This is a genomic window from Caldimonas mangrovi, from assembly GCF_023721835.1.
Lineage (GTDB): Bacteria > Pseudomonadota > Gammaproteobacteria > Burkholderiales > Burkholderiaceae_C > Caldimonas > Caldimonas mangrovi.
In genome coordinates this window covers 336,153-353,183 of the sequence record NZ_JAMKFE010000006.1, presented here as the reverse complement: position 1 = coordinate 353,183, position 17,031 = coordinate 336,153, and the positions used below count along the sequence as shown (strand labels likewise).

The window sequence follows — 17,031 nt, the reverse complement described above, 5'->3', positions numbered from 1 at the left end:
GCGGCGGGCGCTGCGGCGCCAGCCAGATCGTCAGCGCCGACACCGCCACCGGCCAGGCCAGCGTGCGCAAGGCCTGCCGCAGCACCGCGCCCACGCCCTGCCCGCCTTGCCAGCCGGCCCACGCGTCAAGCACCGCCACCAGCGCGGCCATCGCCAGCAGGAACCACACGGTGCCGGGCACCTGGCCCAGCTGCAGCAGGCCCACCGTCAGCGCCGCAAACGCCACGTACTCGCCTTGCGGGATGTAGATCACCCGCGTCACCGCGAACAGCAGCACCGTGGCCATCGCCAGCAGCGCGTAGATCGCTCCGTTCGTCACGCCGTCCAGCAGCAGTATGCTTGCGATCGATAGGTCCATGTCAGTTCCAGCGCGTGCCGGTCATCCCCGGCGCCACAGCGAAGCCAGAAGTCCAAGTGCCGCCGCGGAGCCGGCTCAGCCGGTCCGCCAGCGGCGCCCCTTGAGGGGCGGGCGAAGCCCGTAGGGGGTGGTCTAGTGCTCTACCTTCCAGTCGCCGTTGACCACCTTCATCACGACCGCACTGTCGTTCGTGAAACCCCAGTGATCCTTCGGCGAATAGTCCAGCACACCTTGCGAAGCCGCCACTGCGCCGCCCGACTCGATCGCGTCACGCAACGCCGCGCGGAACTCCTTGCTGCCCGGCTTGGCCTTCTTCAGCGCCACCGGCACTGCTTGCTCCAGCACCAGGAGCGCGTCATACGTGTGCGCTGCGAACTGGTTGCGCATGCCCGCTCCGTACAGCTTCTCGTAGCCCTGCACGTACTTCAGCGCTTCCTTCTTCGACGGGTGCCCGTCGGGCAGTTGCTCGGCCACCGTGGCCGGGCCGGAGACCACGAAGGCTCCTTCGACGTCCTTGCCACCCACGCGCATCAGATCGCGCGACGCGGCCGCATGCGTCTGGTAGATCTTGCCCTTGTAGCCACGCTCGACGAGGGCCCGGTGCGGCATGGCAGCGCCGGAACCCGAAGCGACGACCAGCATCGCATCGGGGTTGGCCGCAACCAGCTTCAGCGCCTGGCCGGTGACGCTGGTGTCGGTGCGCTGGAAACGCTCCGTCGCGACCAGCTTGATCCCTGCCGGCTCGGCCTTGGCCGTAAAGTCCTTCAGCCAGGTCTCGCCGTAAGCATCGGTGTAGCCGAGGAAGCCGACCGTTTTCACGCCCTGCTTCTTCATGTGTTCGACCATAGCGTGAGCCATCACGGCCGACGAATGCGCCATGCGGAACGACCAGGTGTCCTTGCCCGCCGGCAGCGGGATCGGCGACATCGCAAGCTGCACCGTGCCCGACTCGGCGGCCACGTCGGCCATCGCCACGGCCACCGGCGTCGCCGCCGAGCCGATGATGAGATCGACCTTGTCGTCGGTCACCAGGCGGCGCGCATTCTTGACGCCGTTGGTCGGGTCGGTGGCGTCGTCGAGCACGATCAGGTTGACCTTCTCGCCGGCGATCGTCTGCGGCCACAGCTTGAAGCCGTTGTTGACCGGGATGCCGAGGCCGGAGGCCGGCCCGGTCAGCGGCAAACTGACCCCGATGGTGAGGTCGGCCTGTACGGCGCCTGCCGTCAGCGTGGCGAGCAGGGTCACGACGAAGTGCTTCAGAGCGGGTCGCTTCATGGTCTTGTCTCCGATGTTGTCGAGTGGCGGGAAAAAGAGGGCTCAGCGCGGTGGCAGACGCAGTGCGCCGTCGAGTCGGATCACCTCGCCGTTCAGCGAGGGATTGCCGACCACATGCGCGGCCAGTTGCGCGAATTCCTGCGGCTTGCCCAGCCGCTTGGGAAAGGGTATCGACGCTGCGAGCGATTGCTGCACCTCTTCGGGCAGCTTGTGGAGCAGCGGTGTCAGGAACAGGCCGGGCGCGATGGTGCACACCCGCACGCCGAATTGCGCCAGGTCGCGCGCCAGCGGCAGCGTCAGCGACACCAGCCCTCCTTTCGACGCGGCGTAGGCCTCTTGGCCCACCTGGCCGTCGTAGGCCGCGACCGAGGCGGTACACACGATGACGCCGCGCTCGCCGTCGTTCAGCGGGTCGAGCTTGACCATGCCGGCCGCAACCAGCCGGACCACGTTGAAGGTGCCGACCAGGTTGACATCGATGACCCGCTTGAAGTCTTCGAGCGGCATCGGCTGGCCGTCTTTGCCGACCACGCGCCGTGCACCGCCGATGCCGGCGACGTTCATCAGCACGCGCGCCGGCCCATGTGCCTCGCGCGCCGCGTCGATGGCCTGCTGTACGCTGGCACTGTCGGTGATGTCGCAGGCGACGGCGAGCCCCCCGATCTCGGCCGCGACCGCCTGCGCCGCCTCTGCGTTCACATCGAGCACCGCGACCTTGGCGCCCTGACGGGCCAGTTCCCGCGCGGTCTCGGCGCCGAGGCCGGAGCCTCCGCCAGTGACCAATGCGGCGTGTCCTTGCAGATTCATGTGTTGCGCTCCTGTCTGCCGATTCAGGCGTACTTGTCGCCGACCTGCTCGCGGATCGGATGGGTGTCGTAGAGGATGGTCATCGCGCCGAACAGCCCGCTCACCGGCTCGAACTCGAACACGTCCATGCACTTGAAGGTCACCACCTGACCATCCTTCAGCGTCCAGTCGTAGCGGAAGTACGCGGCAGCACGCGCGCAAGGCTCGTCGCTGCTGCCGGCGAACAGCTCGATCGGAGTGATGACGCTGCGCGTCGACGACTGCGCAAGCTTTTCGAAAAATGGCCGCGCGTGCATCGTGCCGAGGAAGGGTGACACCACGAATCCCTCAGGCGCGAACAGCGAGATCAGGCCCTCGATGTCGCTTCGGTGCAGACAGTCGAGGTAGCGGCGCACCGCCGCCAACCGTTGCTCTTTCATGCTCGGGCTCCGATCCCGGTCGGCAACAGCACGTCGAGGTCGGCGGCCGCACCGCGGTACAAAGCCTCGACCAGCGTGTTGCGATGCGCCAGCACGGCCCGCTGGTTGATCGAGCCCTTGTCGGTCACCTCGCCGCGGTCGATCGACGGCGGCTCCACCAGGACATGGGCACGTGCGACCCGGTTCGCGCTGCCGGTGCCTTCGGTCCACAGGCGGTCGAGCAGGCGCTGGAAGCTCTCGCGCACGGCCGGGTGATGCAGCACTTCAGGCACGCTCGCTTCGGTGCTCAGACCAGCGAGCTTGCGGCATTCGTCGACGCGAGGGAAAATCAGCATGCCGACCTCGTTGCGGTTCAGCCCGGTGATGACCGCGTCTTGCACGAGCGGCGCGCCAAGCGCGATGATCCGGGCGCGCAGCGGCCCGACGCTGACGAACGTACCGGTCGCGAGCTTGAAGTCCTCGGCAATGCGGCCGTCGAACATCAGGCCCTTTTGCGGGTCGGACGGGTCGACGAACCTCACCGCGTCACCGGTGCGGTAGTAGCCCTCTTCGTCGAATGCCTCGGCCGTGAGTTCCGGCTCGCGCCAGTAGCCCGGCATCACGTTGGGGCCGCGAAAGCGCACCTCGACCTTGCCGTCCACCGGCACCAGCTTGACCTCCACGCCCGGGCACGGCAGACCGATGTGGCCGGACTGGATGCCGGGCTTCAGCGCGAAGGTGCACGACGGTGCGGTCTCGGTCATGCCGAGACCGGTCATCATCGGAATGCGCTCGCCCACGGAGCGTTCGGCCAGACGATGCAACTGGTCCCACACCGGCTGCGACAGCCCGGCACCCGAGTAGAAGAACGCCTTGACGCGCTTGAACAGGCTTTCGCGCAGCGTGTCGTCGGCCTCCATGGCGGCTGCGATCTCCTCGAAACCTTTCGGCACGTTGAAGTAGATCGTCGGCGAGACCTCCCGCAGGTTGCGCAGCGTCTCCTTGATGCCGGCCGCCGTCGGCTTGCCCTCGTCGATATAGAGCGTGCCGCCGTTGTAGATCGTGATGCCGATGTTGTGGTTGCCACCGAAGGTGTGGTTCCACGGCAGCCAGTCGACCAGCACCGGCGGCTCGTCGACCAGGAAGGCCAGGCTTTGCGCCAGCATCTGCTGGTTGGCACACAGCATGCGGTGCGTGTTGACGACGCCTTTGGGCGACTTCGTCGAGCCGGAGGTGAACAAAAACTTGACGATGGTGTCCGGCCCGACCCGTTCATGCGCGGCGTCGAGCGTGGCGCCGGTCGGCGTTGCCAGCAGCGCGTCGAACGGCGTGCTCGGGCGGTCCGGCAGGTCTCCTTCGGTCAGAACGATCTCGACATCGTCCGCCACGCAGGCCGAGATGGCCCGCGCGTAGGCCGCGCCGCTGGTCGCGAACACCAACCCCGGCGTCAGCTTGGCGACGATGTGCCGCAGCTTGCCGTAGTCCTGGGAGACCAGCGAATACGCCGGCGAGATCGACGCGTAGGGCACGCCAGCCCACATCGCACCCAGTGCGAGCGACAGGTGCTCGAGGTCGTTGTCCGACAGGATCATCACCGGCCGCTCGGCCGACAAGCCGCGGTCCACCAGCGCCTGCCCCACGGCCTGGGCACGCTGCAGCATCTGCCGGTAGCTCAGTCGCAACCAATCGCCGCCGCGGTGCCGCTTGGCGGCCAGCGTGCGATCCGGCGCCGCTTCGGCCCAGTGCTCGAGCCGGTCGGTGAGCCGGCTCGGGAAGCGGCCCAGCGTTTCCGTGGAGCGCAACTCGACGATGCCGCCCGCACGCTCGACCACGGTCGTCTCGACGCAGCCGCCGACGCGGGCGGCACGATAGCGCGCCACCGAGCTCATGACGACGCCTTCCCGACCTTGCCCGCCTTGCCTTCGAGGAAAGCCCGCATGCGGTCCTTTGCCGCCGGGTCGCCCTGCGCGATGGCAGCCATCAGCGACTCGACGAACAAGCCTTCCGGTTGCGACATCTCGGCGATGCGGGGCAGCGCGTGCAGCACTGCATAGTTCGACAGCGGGGCATTGCCGGCGATGCGATGCGCCAACTCCATCGCCTTCGCAATGCCCTGCCCCTGCCCGACGCGGTAGTGCGACAGACCGGCTTGCTGGCCTTCGTCGGCGTTCAGCACGCGACCGGTCAGCATCATGTCCATCATGCGCGACACGCCGATCAGCCTCGGCACGCGCGCCGAGCCGCCGCCGCCGACGAACAGTCCCCGCTGCCCCTCCGGCAGGCCGTAGAAGGTGCTGTCCTCTGCCACGCGGATATGCACCGAACTCGCCAGCTCCAGCCCGCCACCGACCACCGCGCCGTGCAGCACGGCGATCACCGGCACGCGGCCGAACTGGATCTGGTCGAAGGCCGCATGCCACATGCGCGAATGAACAATGCCTTCGGCCACGCTGCGGTCGGACAGCTCCGACAGGTCCAGCCCCGCACAGAAATGCTCGCCCTCTCCGCTGAGCACCACCGCGCTCACCTCCGAGGGCAGGTTGACGAAGCAGGTGTGCAGTTGCGCGATCAGGTGGTCGTTGATCGCATTGCGCTTGGCCGGCCGGGCCAGCCGGACGTGAGCAACGGGGCCGTCGATCCCGACCTGCAACAGATCGAGCCGAACCGGTACGGCAGAGGATGGGTTCATGGAAGGAGTGGCATTGCCAGGCGATCAATTGTTATTGATATTAAATAATCACCCACCCGCGACACCTGGGACAAACCCGCATCCAGGGCGATACATGGCATCAGTGAAAACACCGAGACTCCAGGCCAGGAAAGCCATTCCTTCCTTTAGGAAGGCTGACACATAATTGATTAAGTGCTTTAATTAACCATCCCCTGATCTGCTCGTCCCACGGAACCTTCATGAACTTCCAGGATTTGATCGCCATCGACTTCCACACGCACGCCGAGGTGTCGTGCTGGAACCCGTTCGACAACTACGGCGAGGAGTACGACCGAGCCGCCGACAAGTACTTCCGCTCGAGCCGCCGCCCCACCATTGAGGAGACGGTGCAGTACTACCGCGAGCGCAAGATCGGCCTGATCATGTTCACGGTGGATGCCGAGGCACAACTCGGCCGGCGGCGCATCCCGAACGAGGAAATCGCCGAGGCCGCACAGAAGAACAGCGACATGATGATGGCCTTCGCAAGCATCGACCCACACAAGGGCAAGATGGGCGCACGCGAGGCACGGCGCCTGATCGCCGAACATGGCGTCAGGGGCTTCAAGTTCCATCCCACGGTGCAGGGCTTCTACCCGTACGACAAGATGGCCTGGCCGATCTACGAGGTGATCGCCGAGCACAAGATGCCCGCCATCTTCCATAGCGGCCATTCCGGCATCGGCTCGGGCATGCGCTGCGGCGGCGGGCTGCGGCTGGAGTACTCCAACCCGATGCACCTCGACGACGTGGCCATCGCCTTCCCCGACATGCAGATCGTCATCGCCCACCCTTCGTGGCCGTGGCAAGACGAGGCGCTGTCGGTGGCGATGCACAAGCCGAACGTGTTCATCGACCTGTCCGGCTGGAGCCCGAAGTACTTTCCGCCGCAACTCGTGCAGTACGCCAACACCTTGCTGAAGGACCGGGTGCTGTTCGGCTCCGACTACCCGCTCATCACACCCGAGCGCTGGATGAAGGACTTTCAGGAGGCCGGCTTCCGGCCGGAGGTGCACCCACTGATCCTGAAAGACAACGCGATGCGGTTGCTGGGTCTGCAGGCTGCGGCAGCCTGACGGCCGGCGTCGATCTCGCCCGCGAAATCCACTCCATCAGCAAAAAAGGAGACGACGTCATGTTCCCGAAGAACGCCTGGTACGTGGCGTGCACGCCCGACGAGATCGAACACAAGCCGCTCGGCCGCAAGATCTGCGGCGAGCCGGTCGTCTTCTACCGCGGCCCCGAGGGCGCCATTGCAGCGCTGGAGGATTTCTGCCCTCACCGAGGAGCGCCGCTGTCGCTCGGTCGGGTGATCGACGGCAAGCTCGTGTGCGGCTACCACGGCCTGGAAATGGGCTGCGATGGCAAGACCATCGCGATGCCCGGCCAGCGGGTGCGCGGCTTTCCTCCCATCCGCCGCTACCCCGCGGTCGAGCGCCATGGCTTCGTCTGGGTGTGGCCCGGCGACCCGGCCCAAGCCGACCCTGCGAAGATCCACGCCCTGCACTGGGCGCAAGACCCGGCGTGGGCCTACGGCGGCGGCCTGTACCACATCGCCTGCGACTACAGGCTGATGATCGACAACCTGATGGACCTGACGCACGAGACCTATGTGCACGCCGACAGCATCGGCCAGAAGGAGATCGACGAGGCCGCCCCCACCACGCGTGTCGAGGGCGACGAGGTCATCACCAGCCGGTTCATGGACAACATCAGCGCGCCGCCGTTCTGGAAGATGGCTCTGCGCAGCAACCACCTGCCCGACGACCAGCCGGTCGACCGCTGGCAGATCTGCCACTTCACACCGCCGAGCCACGTGATGATCGAGGTCGGTGTGGCACTGGCCGGCAAGGGCGGCTACCACGCCGCTGCCGAACACAAGGCATCGAGCATCGTCGTCGATTTCATCACCCCCGAGACCGAGACGTCGATCTGGTACTTCTGGGGCATGGCACGCAACTTCAAGCCCGACGACCCGGCACTGACCGCAGCCATCCGCGAAGGCCAGGGCAAGATCTTCAGCGAAGACCTGGAGATGCTCGAACGCCAGCAGCGCAACCTGCTGCAGTGGCCCGGCCGCAACCTGCTCAAGCTCAACATCGACGCCGGAGGCGTGCAATCACGCCGCGTGCTCGAGCGGGTGCTCGCGGCCGAACAGGGTGCAGCGGCCGGCGGTCGTGACGTCGCTCCCGAGGCGGCGGCATGACGCTCCCCGGCGACACCTTGCAGGTCCGGGTGGAGGCCAAGACCGCCGAGGCGCTCGACATCTGCAGCTTCGACCTCGTCGCGGCCGACGGCAGTGCCCTGCCCGCGTTTTCCGCCGGCTCGCACATCGACGTGGCGGTGAGCCCCACGTTGACGCGCCAGTATTCGCTGTGCAACGACCCCGCGGAGCAGCACCGCTACCAGATCGCCGTGCTGCGCGAGGCCGCCTCGCGTGGCGGCTCGTCGGCGCTGCACGACCGCGTCCAGGTCGGCGACCTGCTCACCATCAGCGCGCCGAAGAACCATTTCCCACTGGTGCATGGCGCGGCGCGCACCGTGCTGCTGGCCGCCGGCATCGGCGTGACGCCCATCCTGTGCATGGCAGAGCGCCTTGCCGCGATGGGCGCCGAATTCGAGATGCACTACTGCGCCCGCTCGCGTGAGCGTGCGGCCTTCGCCAACCGCATTGCCGCCTCGCGCTTCGCCGGGCAGGTGCGGTTTCACTTCAGCGACGGCCCCGGGGCACAGCGCTTCGACATCGCCGAACGACTCGCCGAACCCGAGCCGGGCACGCACGTCTATGTTTGCGGGCCGAGGCGGTTCACCGACGAGGTGCTGACCGTGGCACGAGCCAGGAGGTGGCCTGACGCACAACTGCACCATGAGTTCTTCTCGGCGGAAGTGGGCCCCGCCGCCGGCGACAGCTGCTTCGAAGTGCAGCTGGCCCGTTCAGTGCGCGTGATCGTGGTGCCCGAAGACCGCACCGTCGTGCAGGCGCTGGCCGCCGCCGGCGTGGAGGTGCAGACCTCTTGCGAGCAAGGCGTGTGCGGCACCTGCCTCACCCGCGTGCTCGACGGCGTCCCCGACCACAAGGACCTGTACCTGACACCCGAGGAGCAGGCGGCAAACGACCAGTTCACGCCCTGCTGCTCGCGCGCGAAATCCGCGCGGCTGGTACTCGACCTGTAGGCCGCAGCCGGCCCGCAGCGACACCCGCCCCCAAAAGCAAAAACGCCGACCGGCTTGACAGCCGGATCGGCGTTTTTCGTTTATTCCTTGGGGTGGCTGATGGGACTCGAACCCACGACAACAGGAATCACAATCCTGGACTCTACCAACTGAGCTACAGCCACCAAAGAGTCGAAGATTATAGCCGGTTCGCGCAGGCTTTTGCCAGCCTTCGTGAACCGGCCGGCCTCACTGCGCCGCCGACACCTTCAGCTTGTCGCTGATCTCGACCTTGTAGCGGTTCTTCAGGACCTCGTAGTAGGCCTGGGACTCCGCGGAGGACCACGCCTGGCGGTACTGCGCGTCGAGCTGCTGTCCGCCCGGCAATTCGGCGCGGCCGGCAATCTTGTTGACCTTCACGACGGCGTAGCCCTGCGCGCCGAGGTCGACACCCACCCACGCTGGCAACTGGGCCGGATCGGCCTTCAGTGCCGCTTCAACCACCTGGCGCGGCTGCTCGTTCGGCTGCACCCGCGACACCGTCACCGCTGCGCGCAGCTGCGCCGCGTCGGGCGACTGCTTCCACTCGGCCAGCTTGGCCTCGCCTTCCTTGCGCGCCGCCTGCGCGGCCTGCTGGGCCACGACGCGGTCGCGCACCTGGTTCTTGACTTCGTCGAAGGGCAGCGTGCGTGCCGGCGAGTATTCGATGACGCGCGCAGCCGCCAGCTGGTTCGGGCCGATCTCGATGGCCTTGGTGTTGCGCTTGCTGCGCAGCGTCTCGTCGGCAAACACAGCCTCGAGCAGCTTCGCATTCGCGATCGGTCCCTGCACGCCAGGACCGGGGTTGCGCGTGACGTTCCGAGCCGTCTGCACCTCGAGTTTCAGTTTGTCGGCTGCGGGCTTCAGGCTGTCGTCCTGCTCGTAGACCGTATTGCTGAACTGCTCGGCCGCCTCGGCATAGGCTTGCTGCGCAAGCTGCCGGCGCACTTCCTGCTCGATCTGCGCCTGCACCGATTCGAACGGCTGCTTGTCGCCGCCCCGCACCTCGTGCAGGCGGATGATGTGATAGCCGAAGTCGGTTTCGACCACATCGCTCGTCTCGCCCGGTTTCATCGAGAACGCCGCATCAGCGAAAGGCTGGACCATCGCCCCCCGACCGAAGAAGCCCAGGTCGCCACCGCTCGCAGCCGATCCCGGGTCGTCGGAGTTCTTCTTCGCCAGCTCGGCAAAACCTTGCGGATTCTTCTTCACCTCGGCGAGCAGTTGCTCAGCCTTCGCCTTGGCCGCCGCACGTTTGTCCGCCGTGTCGCTCTTCTCGGACTTCACGAGGATGTGGCTCGCGCGACGCTCTTCCGGCTTGGAGTAGCGCCCCTCGTTCTGCTTGTAGTACTCACGCAGCTTGTCTTCCGGCACCGAGATGGTCTTCATCACGCTGTCGAGGTCGAGCACTGCGTATTCGATCGTCGCCTGCTCCGGCTGCTGGAACTGGGCGGCATGCGCGGGGTTGTCGTAGTACGCCTTCAACTGCTCCTCGGTCGGATCGACCCGACCCGTGTACTCCTTTGCGTCGAAACGGGCGACCTGAACCTCGCGTTGCTGCAGGAAGGCGTCGAGCGCAGCATCGGTGGCCGCCTTGCCCGCCACCGTGCTCTGCGTCACGCCCTGCATCACCTGCCGCAGCGACAGGTCGCGGCGCAGGCTTTCGGTGAACATCGCCGGCGTCATGCCGCGCATCGCGAGCGCGTCACGGTTGACGCTGCCGTCGGGGTTGCGCAGGAACGCAAGCTGCGGATCGCTCAGGAAGATCCGGTGCAGCCGCTCGTCATCAGTGACGAGATGCAGATCGTTCGCGGCTGCCGCCATCACCCGCTCGCGCACCAGCGCCTCCAGCGTTTCACGGCGCATTTCGGGCGTGTCGAGCATCTTCACGTCGACACCGGGCATCTGCTGGCGCACGCGCTCGATCTGGTTGCGGTGGGCCGCCTCGAGTTCCGCGCCGCTGATCGGCTGGCCCGCGACCTTGGCGACCTCGTCAGCGCCCTCGCGGAACTGGGTGTAGCCTTGCACACCGAAAAAGACGAACGAAGGAATGATCAGCAGCATCAACACGAAGAACAGGACACGCGTGTTGTTGCGAACGAAATCGAACATGGAAGAAATCCTCGACCTCTGACGATGACGGCCCCGCAACCTGCGGGCCCGGCAGCGACGATGGCCAAAAAGCAAAAAGGCGAACCTCGGTTCGCCATTTCACGTTGCAGTCGCGAGCGCTGGGCCGCTTGAACGGTGGGGCTCGGCGGGCCGGGCCCCCAAGCCCCGGGGGCGTGACAGGCGGCTAGTTTAGCCGACCCTGTTGCCCCTGCTGCCTCGTGCGCCCCGCCTGGGCGCCTGCTGTTCTCGGTGGTGGGTGCTGAGGGGTTCGAACCCCCGACCTACGCCTTGTAAGGGCGCCGCTCTACCAACTGAGCTAAGCACCCGAGACAACTGATCGATCAGTTGAGCGCGTCCTTCAACGCCTTGCCCGGACGGAACTTCGGCACCTTGGCAGCCTTGATCTTGATCGCCGCGCCGGTGCGGGGGTTGCGACCGCTGCGAGCGGCGCGCTTGCCGACGGCGAACGTGCCGAAGCCCACCAGCGACACCGTGCCGCCCTTCTTCAGGGTGGTGCGCACGCCGCCGATCATGGCTTCGAGCGCGCGGGTGGCCGCTGCCTTGGAGATGTCGGCCTGCTTGGCGATGTGCTCGATCAGTTCAGTCTTGTTCACGAAATACCCCCTCTCAAAGGTGTCTCACAGGAAGGAATTTTTGCGCCGCCGCGCGATGAAAGAACCGCGTGGAAGGTGTCGCAGCAGGCACTCCGCTGCGCGACCAATTACAGCCACCGCCCCCCTCAGTGTCAAGCGCGGATGCGGATTCTATGCGTATTTCGAGACGTTAAAGAGTGAACATTCCGCGTGGTTCCACGCTTGACAGGGCACGGTGCGAGCCTCGCATCCACGCATGTTGCGGTGCACTCCGAAGCGAGCACCGAGCCGCGTCGGAGCTCGGCGCCTCCTTCGAGGACCCACTGCGAAGCGGCGGGTTCAAGGACACTCAGGCGAGTGCCGACTCGATCGCACGCCCGAGGTCATGGGTGCTGTCCCGGCCGCCCAGGTCGGGTGTGCGCGGAGCGCCGCTCGCCGGATCGAGCACGGTCTCGACTGCGGACAGGATCGCGTCGTGTGCCGCGCGGTGGCCGAGGAAGTCGAGCATCAACGCGCCGGACCAGATCTGCCCGATCGGGTTGGCAACGCCGCGCCCTGCGATGTCGGGCGCCGAGCCGTGCACCGGCTCGAACAGCGAGGGGAAGCGTCGGTCAGGATTCAGATTCGCTGAAGGCGCGATGCCGATGGTGCCGGTGCAGGCGGGCCCCAGGTCACTGAGAATGTCGCCGAACAGGTTGCTCGCGACGACCACATCGAAGTGCTCAGGTCGCTGCACGAAGTGGGCCGTGAGGATGTCGATGTGAAACTTGTCGACCGCCAGTTCCGGGTAGGCCTTGGCCATCGCCTCGACACGCTCGTCCCAGTACGGCATCGTGATCGAAATGCCGTTGGACTTGGTGGCGGATGTCAGGCGTTTGCGCGGGCGCGACTGTGCAAGCTCGAACGCGAACTTCAGTACCCGGTCGACACCGGTGCGTGTCATCACGGTCTCCTGGATCACGAGCTCCCGCTCGGTACCCTCGAACATGCGCCCGCCGATGCTGGAGTACTCGCCTTCGGTGTTCTCGCGCACGATCATCATGTCGATCTCGCCAGCCTGGCGCGGCGCACCATCGCGGCGCACCAGCGGCGAGCGGATGCCGGGCATCAGGCGTGCCGGCCGCAGGTTGACGTACTGGTCGAAGTCGCGGCGAAAGCGCAGCAACGAACCCCACAGCGAAACATGGTCGGGGATCTTCTCCGGCCAGCCCACCGCCCCGAAGTAGATCGCGTCGTGGCCACCGATGCGGTCCTTCCAGTCGTCGGGCAGCATCTTGCCGTGGCGCTCGTAGTAGTCCCAGCTCGAGAAATCGAACTCGTCGAAGTGCATCTGGATGCCGAAGCGGCGTGCCGCTGCATCGACCACGCGCAGGCCCTCGGGCATCACTTCCTTGCCGATGCCGTCGCCGGCGATCACGGCGATGCGCAGCTTTGCGGATGATGGGCTCATCGATTCACTCCTGAAAGAAGGTTTGCATTTCCTCGAGCAGCGCCTGCGGCTGCTCCTCGGCGATGTAGTGGCCGCAGTCGAGCGAGCGCCCCGTCACATGGCTGGCCCTCGCCTGCCACAGCGCCATCACGTCGAAGCATGCGTCGACCACGCCGTGGCGTCCCCACAGCACGCGCAGCGGCTGCTCGAGCCGGCGGCCGTCGGCCACGTCCTGCCGGTCATGCTGCAGATCGATCGACGCAGACGCGCGATAGTCTTCGCACATCGACGCGGCACTGCCCGACAAGGCGATGCAGCGCTCGTACTCCTGCAGCGCACGCGGGTCGAAGGCGGACAGTCCTGCGTGCCGGCGTCCCATCACGCTGCGCAGGTAGAAGACCGGGTCGTGCTCGATCAGCCGCTCCGGCAGCGGCGCCGGCTGGATCAGGAAGAACCAGTGCCAGTAGGCACGTGCAAAGGCCTCTGTGGTGCCCTCGTACATCGCCAGGGTCGGTGCGATGTCGAGCAGCATCACGCGCGTCACCCGCTCGGGGCGGTCGACCGCGAGCCGGTGGGCGACACGTGCGCCGCGGTCGTGTGCGCAGACCGCATAAGGCCCCAGGCCCAGCACCTGCATCGTCGCATCGACGTCTTCCGCCATGCGGCGCTTGCTGTGATTCAGGTGCTGCCCGTCGGGCGGCGGGCGATAGGAGTCGCCGTAGCCCGGCAAGTCCACCGCAACGACGGTGTGACGCGCGGCCAGCGAGCCGGCGACGCCATGCCACATGACATGGGTCTGAGGATGGCCGTGCAGCAGGAGCAACGGAGCCCCGCTGCCGCCGACGCGCACGTGCATGCGCCGAGGCGAGGCGCCAGGCAGCTCGATGAAGCGGGATTCGAAGCGTTCGAACATGAGGGGCGATTCTGCGCTGCGATCCGCGGTCAAACAATCAATAATCCGGCAACCCATTCATTCCTTGAAGGAAATGATGACGATCGAACACCAGGAGCTTCTTCTTGTCGTGCAGGCCGCCGAGCAAGGGAGTCTGGCCGCTGCTGCGCGCTCGCTGGACCTGGAACCGCCGGCGGTCACCAAGCGGCTTGCCGCATTGGAGCGGCGTCTGGGTGTCCGGCTGTTTCACCGCACCACACGCCGGCTGTCGCTCACCGACGAAGGCGAGCTGTTCTGCGGCCGCGCGCGCGAGGTGCTGGCCCGGCTGTCGTCGCTCGAGTCCGAATTGCAAGACAGCGTCGGCGAAGCGCGGGGGGCGATCCGGCTCGCTTCATCTTTTGGCTTCGGGCGCCGCTGGGTGGCCCCGGCTTTGGCGCGTTTCCAGCAGGCACACCCCCGCGTCGAGCTGAAGCTCGAGCTGATGGAGCACCTGCCCGACCTCGCATCGGCCGGGCTCGACGCTGCGGTGTGGCTGTGGTCCCCCACGCGCGCGAGCAGCGTGGCCCGCAAGCTGGCGTCGAACCGCCGGGTGCTGGTTGCCGCCCCCGCGTATGCCGAACGACATGGCGTGCCCGCCTCGCCGCAGGAACTGCCGCAGCACGCCTGCCTGATCGTGCGTGAGCACGAAGCCCGCTACGCGACGTGGCGGCTGTCGCCGGTAAACCGCCCACGCGCGACGCCGGTCACTGTGCAGGTGCATGGCGCCTTGTCCAGCAACAGCGGCGAGGTCGTGCGCGACTGGGCGCTGGCCGGGCACGGCATCATGCTGCGCTCGCTATGGGACGTGCACCCCTTGCTGGCCGACGGCACACTGCTGCAGGTGCTGCCCGGCTACGCGATGCTCGACGCCGACGTGCACTGGATCGCACCGCCGCGGACGCCAGGTGGCGCTGTGCCGCTGCGCCTGCGGCTGCTGCAGGACCATCTCGCCAGCAGCCTGGCCGATCCGCCGTGGCTGAAGCCGCTGCCGTCAGCCCGCCCGCGCCGCTGACGCCGGCTGCTTGGCGGCCGGCCCTTTGACCACCAGCCACACGCCGAAGGCCGTCAAGGCCATGCCGGCCAGCGTCGAAGCGCCAAGCGGCTCGCCGAACAGCAGCCACGCCATGGCGGCGGTACAGGGCGGTACCAGGTAGAGCAGGCTGGTCACTGAAGTGGCAGCACCGCGCTGGATGAGCACGTACAGCAAGGAACTGCCGCCCAGGGTCAGCCCGAGCACCGACCATGCCATCGCGCCGACGAAGTGCGGGTGCAGCCGGATCGCCTCGGCTTCGAACAGGGCGAACGGCAGCGAGACGGCCAAGGCGGCCATCAACTGCACCGTGTTGGCCGTGCGCGCGTCGCAGGGTTTCAAGAAGCGCTTCTGGTAGAGCGTGCCGACGGTGATCGACACCAGCGCGAAGATCGCGAGCGACAGGTTCAATGCGTTCAGCTCGCCGAGCCCGAGCTTGCGCCAGACCACCAGCGCCAGCCCTGCCAGGCCGAGCGTCAACCCGCCCCACTGCCGCCCTGTGACCCGCGTCCCGGCGCCACCGATGGACGTGACCCATACGGCCGTCAGCACCGGCTGCAAGCCGACGATCAACGCGATGGTGCCCGCGCCCATGCCCGCTTTGACCGCGGCCCAGACGCCACCCAGATAGCCTGCATGCATCAGTGCGCCGGTGACGCCGAGGTGAGCCCATTGCGCTGCGCCTTGCGGCCACGCCGCACGTGCCAGCCGTATCCAGACGAGAAAGCAGGCGATCGACAGCGCATAGCGCCACGACAGAAATCCCAGCGGCGGTGCATAGGGCATGCCATAGCGCGCGACGATGAAACCGGTGCTCCAGACGAGCACGAACACCCAGGGCATCGAGCGCACGAGCGCCTGCCGGTCGTTGAACATGTTAGATATCTGGTGCACCGGCGATGCTGCCGTTGATTTCATGGGGGCGTCGTCAGCGGGATTTCGCCCGGATCTCGGGCAGCGCCTTCTGCAGGTAGTAGACCATCGACCAGATCGTCAGCACTGCCGCCAGGTAGATCAGCCCCGTGCCCCAGATCTTGGTGTCGAAGATGCCGAAGAGCAGGCCGTCATACAGCAGGAACGGAATGGCGATCATCTGCGTCATCGTCTTCAGCTTGCCCAGCATGTGCACCGCCACGCTGCGCGACGCGCCGATCTGCGCCATCCATTCCCGCAGCGCCGAGATCGCGATCTCGCGGCCGATGATCACCAGCGCGACGAGCGCGTTGACGCGGTCAAGCTGCACCAGGATCAGCAGCGATGCGCAGACGAGGAACTTGTCGGCCACGGGGTCGAGAAAGGCACCGAAGGCCGAGGTCTGATTGAGCTTGCGCGCCAGCCAGCCGTCGAGCCAGTCGGTGGCCGCGAACACGATGAACATCACCGTGGCGATCAGGTTGCGGGTCGGGCCTTCCACCTGTGGCAGGTAGAACACCCCCACGATCAGTGGGATGGCGACGATGCGCGCCCAGGTCAGCAACGTGGGGAGGTTGAAGAACATGGCGGCCATTGTGGCGCAAAGTCGATGACGGCTTGTCGCGGTGCGTGACAGGCTGTCTTGCCCGTGTGCGCGCGCTGCTGCCTGGCGGGTTGTTCGGCAACGCCATGCAGTCCCCCGCCACAGGGAAGCAGGCCCGGCAAGGCCGCTCGCGCAGAGCAGAGGAGAACGGTCAATCCAGCGACCGCGGCTTGAACCGACGGTCGTCGCGAAACAAGAACGTCTCCGGAAACCTCCACGGTTTCGGCAAATGCGCCACGCTGCCGAACGGCCCGGCCCTTCGCACCGCATCGATCGCCAGCTGTGTCGTGTCCTTGGCCTGCCGCGGGTACCGCAGCACCTCGATACGCCGCACGCTGCCGTCCGCGTTGAGCTCGATCTCCAGCACCGGAATCGCCAGCAGGATGTCCGGCGGCGTATCGAGATAGACGCCCGCGGCATTGACCTCGGCAATGCGCTGCCCCACCCGCAGGCGGTACTGCTCCCAGGTGCGCGCCGGCGCCTCGACGCGCGGTGCCGGTTTCGCCACCGGCGGCGCGACAGGCCTTGCAGCGGGGGGAGCGGGTTCCGGCGCAGGCACCGGCGCCTTCTGCGCACACCCGCCCACCACTGCGACGATCGCTGCGCCAAGTGCAGCCAGCGAGAACGGCACGCGCCACGCGTAGCCACCGGAACGGCGTCTCTCCGACATCTGGAACCCC

At 66.8% G+C, this 17,031-nt stretch carries 16 protein-coding genes, 2 tRNA genes and 1 pseudogene; 4 read left to right on the top strand and 15 right to left on the bottom strand.

Going from position 1 to position 17,031, the window contains the following annotated elements:
- The 6 genes and pseudogenes from M8A51_RS12890 to M8A51_RS12865 form a co-directional block, all read right to left on the bottom strand.
- Positions 1-358 (bottom strand): annotated as a pseudogene (locus M8A51_RS12890) (branched-chain amino acid ABC transporter permease); the annotation flags it as partial.
- Between the two features lie 132 nt (positions 359-490).
- Complete coding sequence (locus M8A51_RS12885; protein ID WP_251778860.1) at positions 491-1,633, bottom strand: ABC transporter substrate-binding protein; 1,143 nt, start codon at positions 1,631-1,633, stop codon at positions 491-493.
- Positions 1,634-1,675: 42 nt separating this feature from the next.
- A complete protein-coding gene (locus M8A51_RS12880; protein WP_251778859.1) occupies positions 1,676-2,440 on the bottom strand; it encodes an SDR family NAD(P)-dependent oxidoreductase in 765 nt (254 codons plus the stop codon).
- 23 nt (positions 2,441-2,463) lie between these two features.
- Positions 2,464-2,859 carry a nuclear transport factor 2 family protein gene (locus tag M8A51_RS12875; protein WP_251778858.1) on the bottom strand — a complete coding sequence of 132 codons (396 nt, stop codon included), beginning with the start codon at positions 2,857-2,859 and terminating at the stop codon, positions 2,464-2,466.
- Complete coding sequence (locus M8A51_RS12870; RefSeq protein WP_368408545.1) at positions 2,856-4,727, bottom strand: feruloyl-CoA synthase; 1,872 nt, start codon at positions 4,725-4,727, stop codon at positions 2,856-2,858. The genes M8A51_RS12875 and M8A51_RS12870 overlap by 4 nt, the downstream gene beginning before the upstream one ends.
- Positions 4,724-5,527 carry a crotonase/enoyl-CoA hydratase family protein gene (locus tag M8A51_RS12865; RefSeq protein WP_251778857.1) on the bottom strand — a complete coding sequence of 268 codons (804 nt, stop codon included), beginning with the start codon at positions 5,525-5,527 and terminating at the stop codon, positions 4,724-4,726. The genes M8A51_RS12870 and M8A51_RS12865 overlap by 4 nt, the downstream gene beginning before the upstream one ends.
- Positions 5,528-5,748: 221 nt before the next feature.
- On the opposite strand from M8A51_RS12865, the gene M8A51_RS12860 reads away from it, so the two are divergent.
- Genes M8A51_RS12860 through M8A51_RS12850 form a run of 3 tightly spaced genes read left to right on the top strand, consistent with a single transcriptional unit; the run spans position 5,749 to position 8,722 of the window.
- Positions 5,749-6,624 carry an amidohydrolase family protein gene (locus M8A51_RS12860; RefSeq protein WP_251778856.1) on the top strand — a complete coding sequence of 292 codons (876 nt, stop codon included), beginning with the start codon at positions 5,749-5,751 and terminating at the stop codon, positions 6,622-6,624.
- 59 nt (positions 6,625-6,683) lie between these two features.
- Positions 6,684-7,754, top strand: a complete 1,071-nt coding sequence (locus M8A51_RS12855) for an aromatic ring-hydroxylating oxygenase subunit alpha (protein ID WP_251778855.1) — start codon at positions 6,684-6,686, stop codon at positions 7,752-7,754.
- A complete protein-coding gene (locus M8A51_RS12850) occupies positions 7,751-8,722 on the top strand; it encodes a PDR/VanB family oxidoreductase (protein ID WP_251778854.1) in 972 nt (323 codons plus the stop codon). The genes M8A51_RS12855 and M8A51_RS12850 overlap by 4 nt, the downstream gene beginning before the upstream one ends.
- 88 nt (positions 8,723-8,810) lie before the next feature.
- Here M8A51_RS12850 and M8A51_RS12845 read toward each other — a convergent pair.
- The 6 genes from M8A51_RS12845 to M8A51_RS12820 form a co-directional block, all read right to left on the bottom strand.
- A tRNA-His gene (locus M8A51_RS12845) sits at positions 8,811-8,886 on the bottom strand.
- 64 nt (positions 8,887-8,950) lie between these two features.
- Positions 8,951-10,852, bottom strand: a complete 1,902-nt coding sequence (locus M8A51_RS12840; RefSeq protein ID WP_251778853.1) for a peptidylprolyl isomerase — start codon at positions 10,850-10,852, stop codon at positions 8,951-8,953.
- A gap of 250 nt (positions 10,853-11,102) precedes the next feature.
- Positions 11,103-11,178, bottom strand: a tRNA-Val gene (locus M8A51_RS12835).
- Between the two features lie 15 nt (positions 11,179-11,193).
- Positions 11,194-11,466: an HU family DNA-binding protein gene (locus tag M8A51_RS12830; protein WP_251778852.1), complete on the bottom strand. Its 273-nt coding sequence runs from the start codon at positions 11,464-11,466 to the stop codon at positions 11,194-11,196.
- Positions 11,467-11,794: 328 nt separating this feature from the next.
- On the bottom strand, positions 11,795-12,895 hold the full coding sequence (locus tag M8A51_RS12825; protein ID WP_251778851.1) for a tartrate dehydrogenase: 1,101 nt from the start codon (positions 12,893-12,895) through the stop codon (positions 11,795-11,797).
- A 4-nt stretch (positions 12,896-12,899) separates the two neighbouring features.
- Positions 12,900-13,787, bottom strand: coding sequence for an alpha/beta fold hydrolase (locus M8A51_RS12820; protein WP_251778850.1), 888 nt, complete (start codon positions 13,785-13,787; stop codon positions 12,900-12,902).
- Between the two features lie 76 nt (positions 13,788-13,863).
- Here M8A51_RS12820 and M8A51_RS12815 point away from each other — a divergent pair, with 76 nt between their 5' ends.
- A complete protein-coding gene (locus M8A51_RS12815; RefSeq protein WP_251778849.1) occupies positions 13,864-14,817 on the top strand; it encodes a LysR family transcriptional regulator in 954 nt (317 codons plus the stop codon).
- Here the strand turns inward: M8A51_RS12815 and M8A51_RS12810 are convergent.
- The 3 genes from M8A51_RS12810 to M8A51_RS12800 all read right to left on the bottom strand — a co-directional run bounded on the left by M8A51_RS12810 (position 14,797) and on the right by M8A51_RS12800 (position 17,021).
- Entirely contained in the window at positions 14,797-15,711 is a 915-nt protein-coding gene (locus M8A51_RS12810; protein ID WP_251778880.1) for a DMT family transporter, read from the bottom strand. The two genes, M8A51_RS12815 and M8A51_RS12810, sit on opposite strands and share 21 nt — an antisense overlap.
- 52 nt (positions 15,712-15,763) lie before the next feature.
- Complete coding sequence (pgsA, locus tag M8A51_RS12805) at positions 15,764-16,333, bottom strand: CDP-diacylglycerol--glycerol-3-phosphate 3-phosphatidyltransferase (RefSeq protein ID WP_251778848.1); 570 nt, start codon at positions 16,331-16,333, stop codon at positions 15,764-15,766.
- 169 nt (positions 16,334-16,502) lie between these two features.
- Positions 16,503-17,021: a hypothetical protein gene (locus tag M8A51_RS12800; protein ID WP_251778847.1), complete on the bottom strand. Its 519-nt coding sequence runs from the start codon at positions 17,019-17,021 to the stop codon at positions 16,503-16,505.
- Positions 17,022-17,031: the final 10 nt, after the last annotated feature.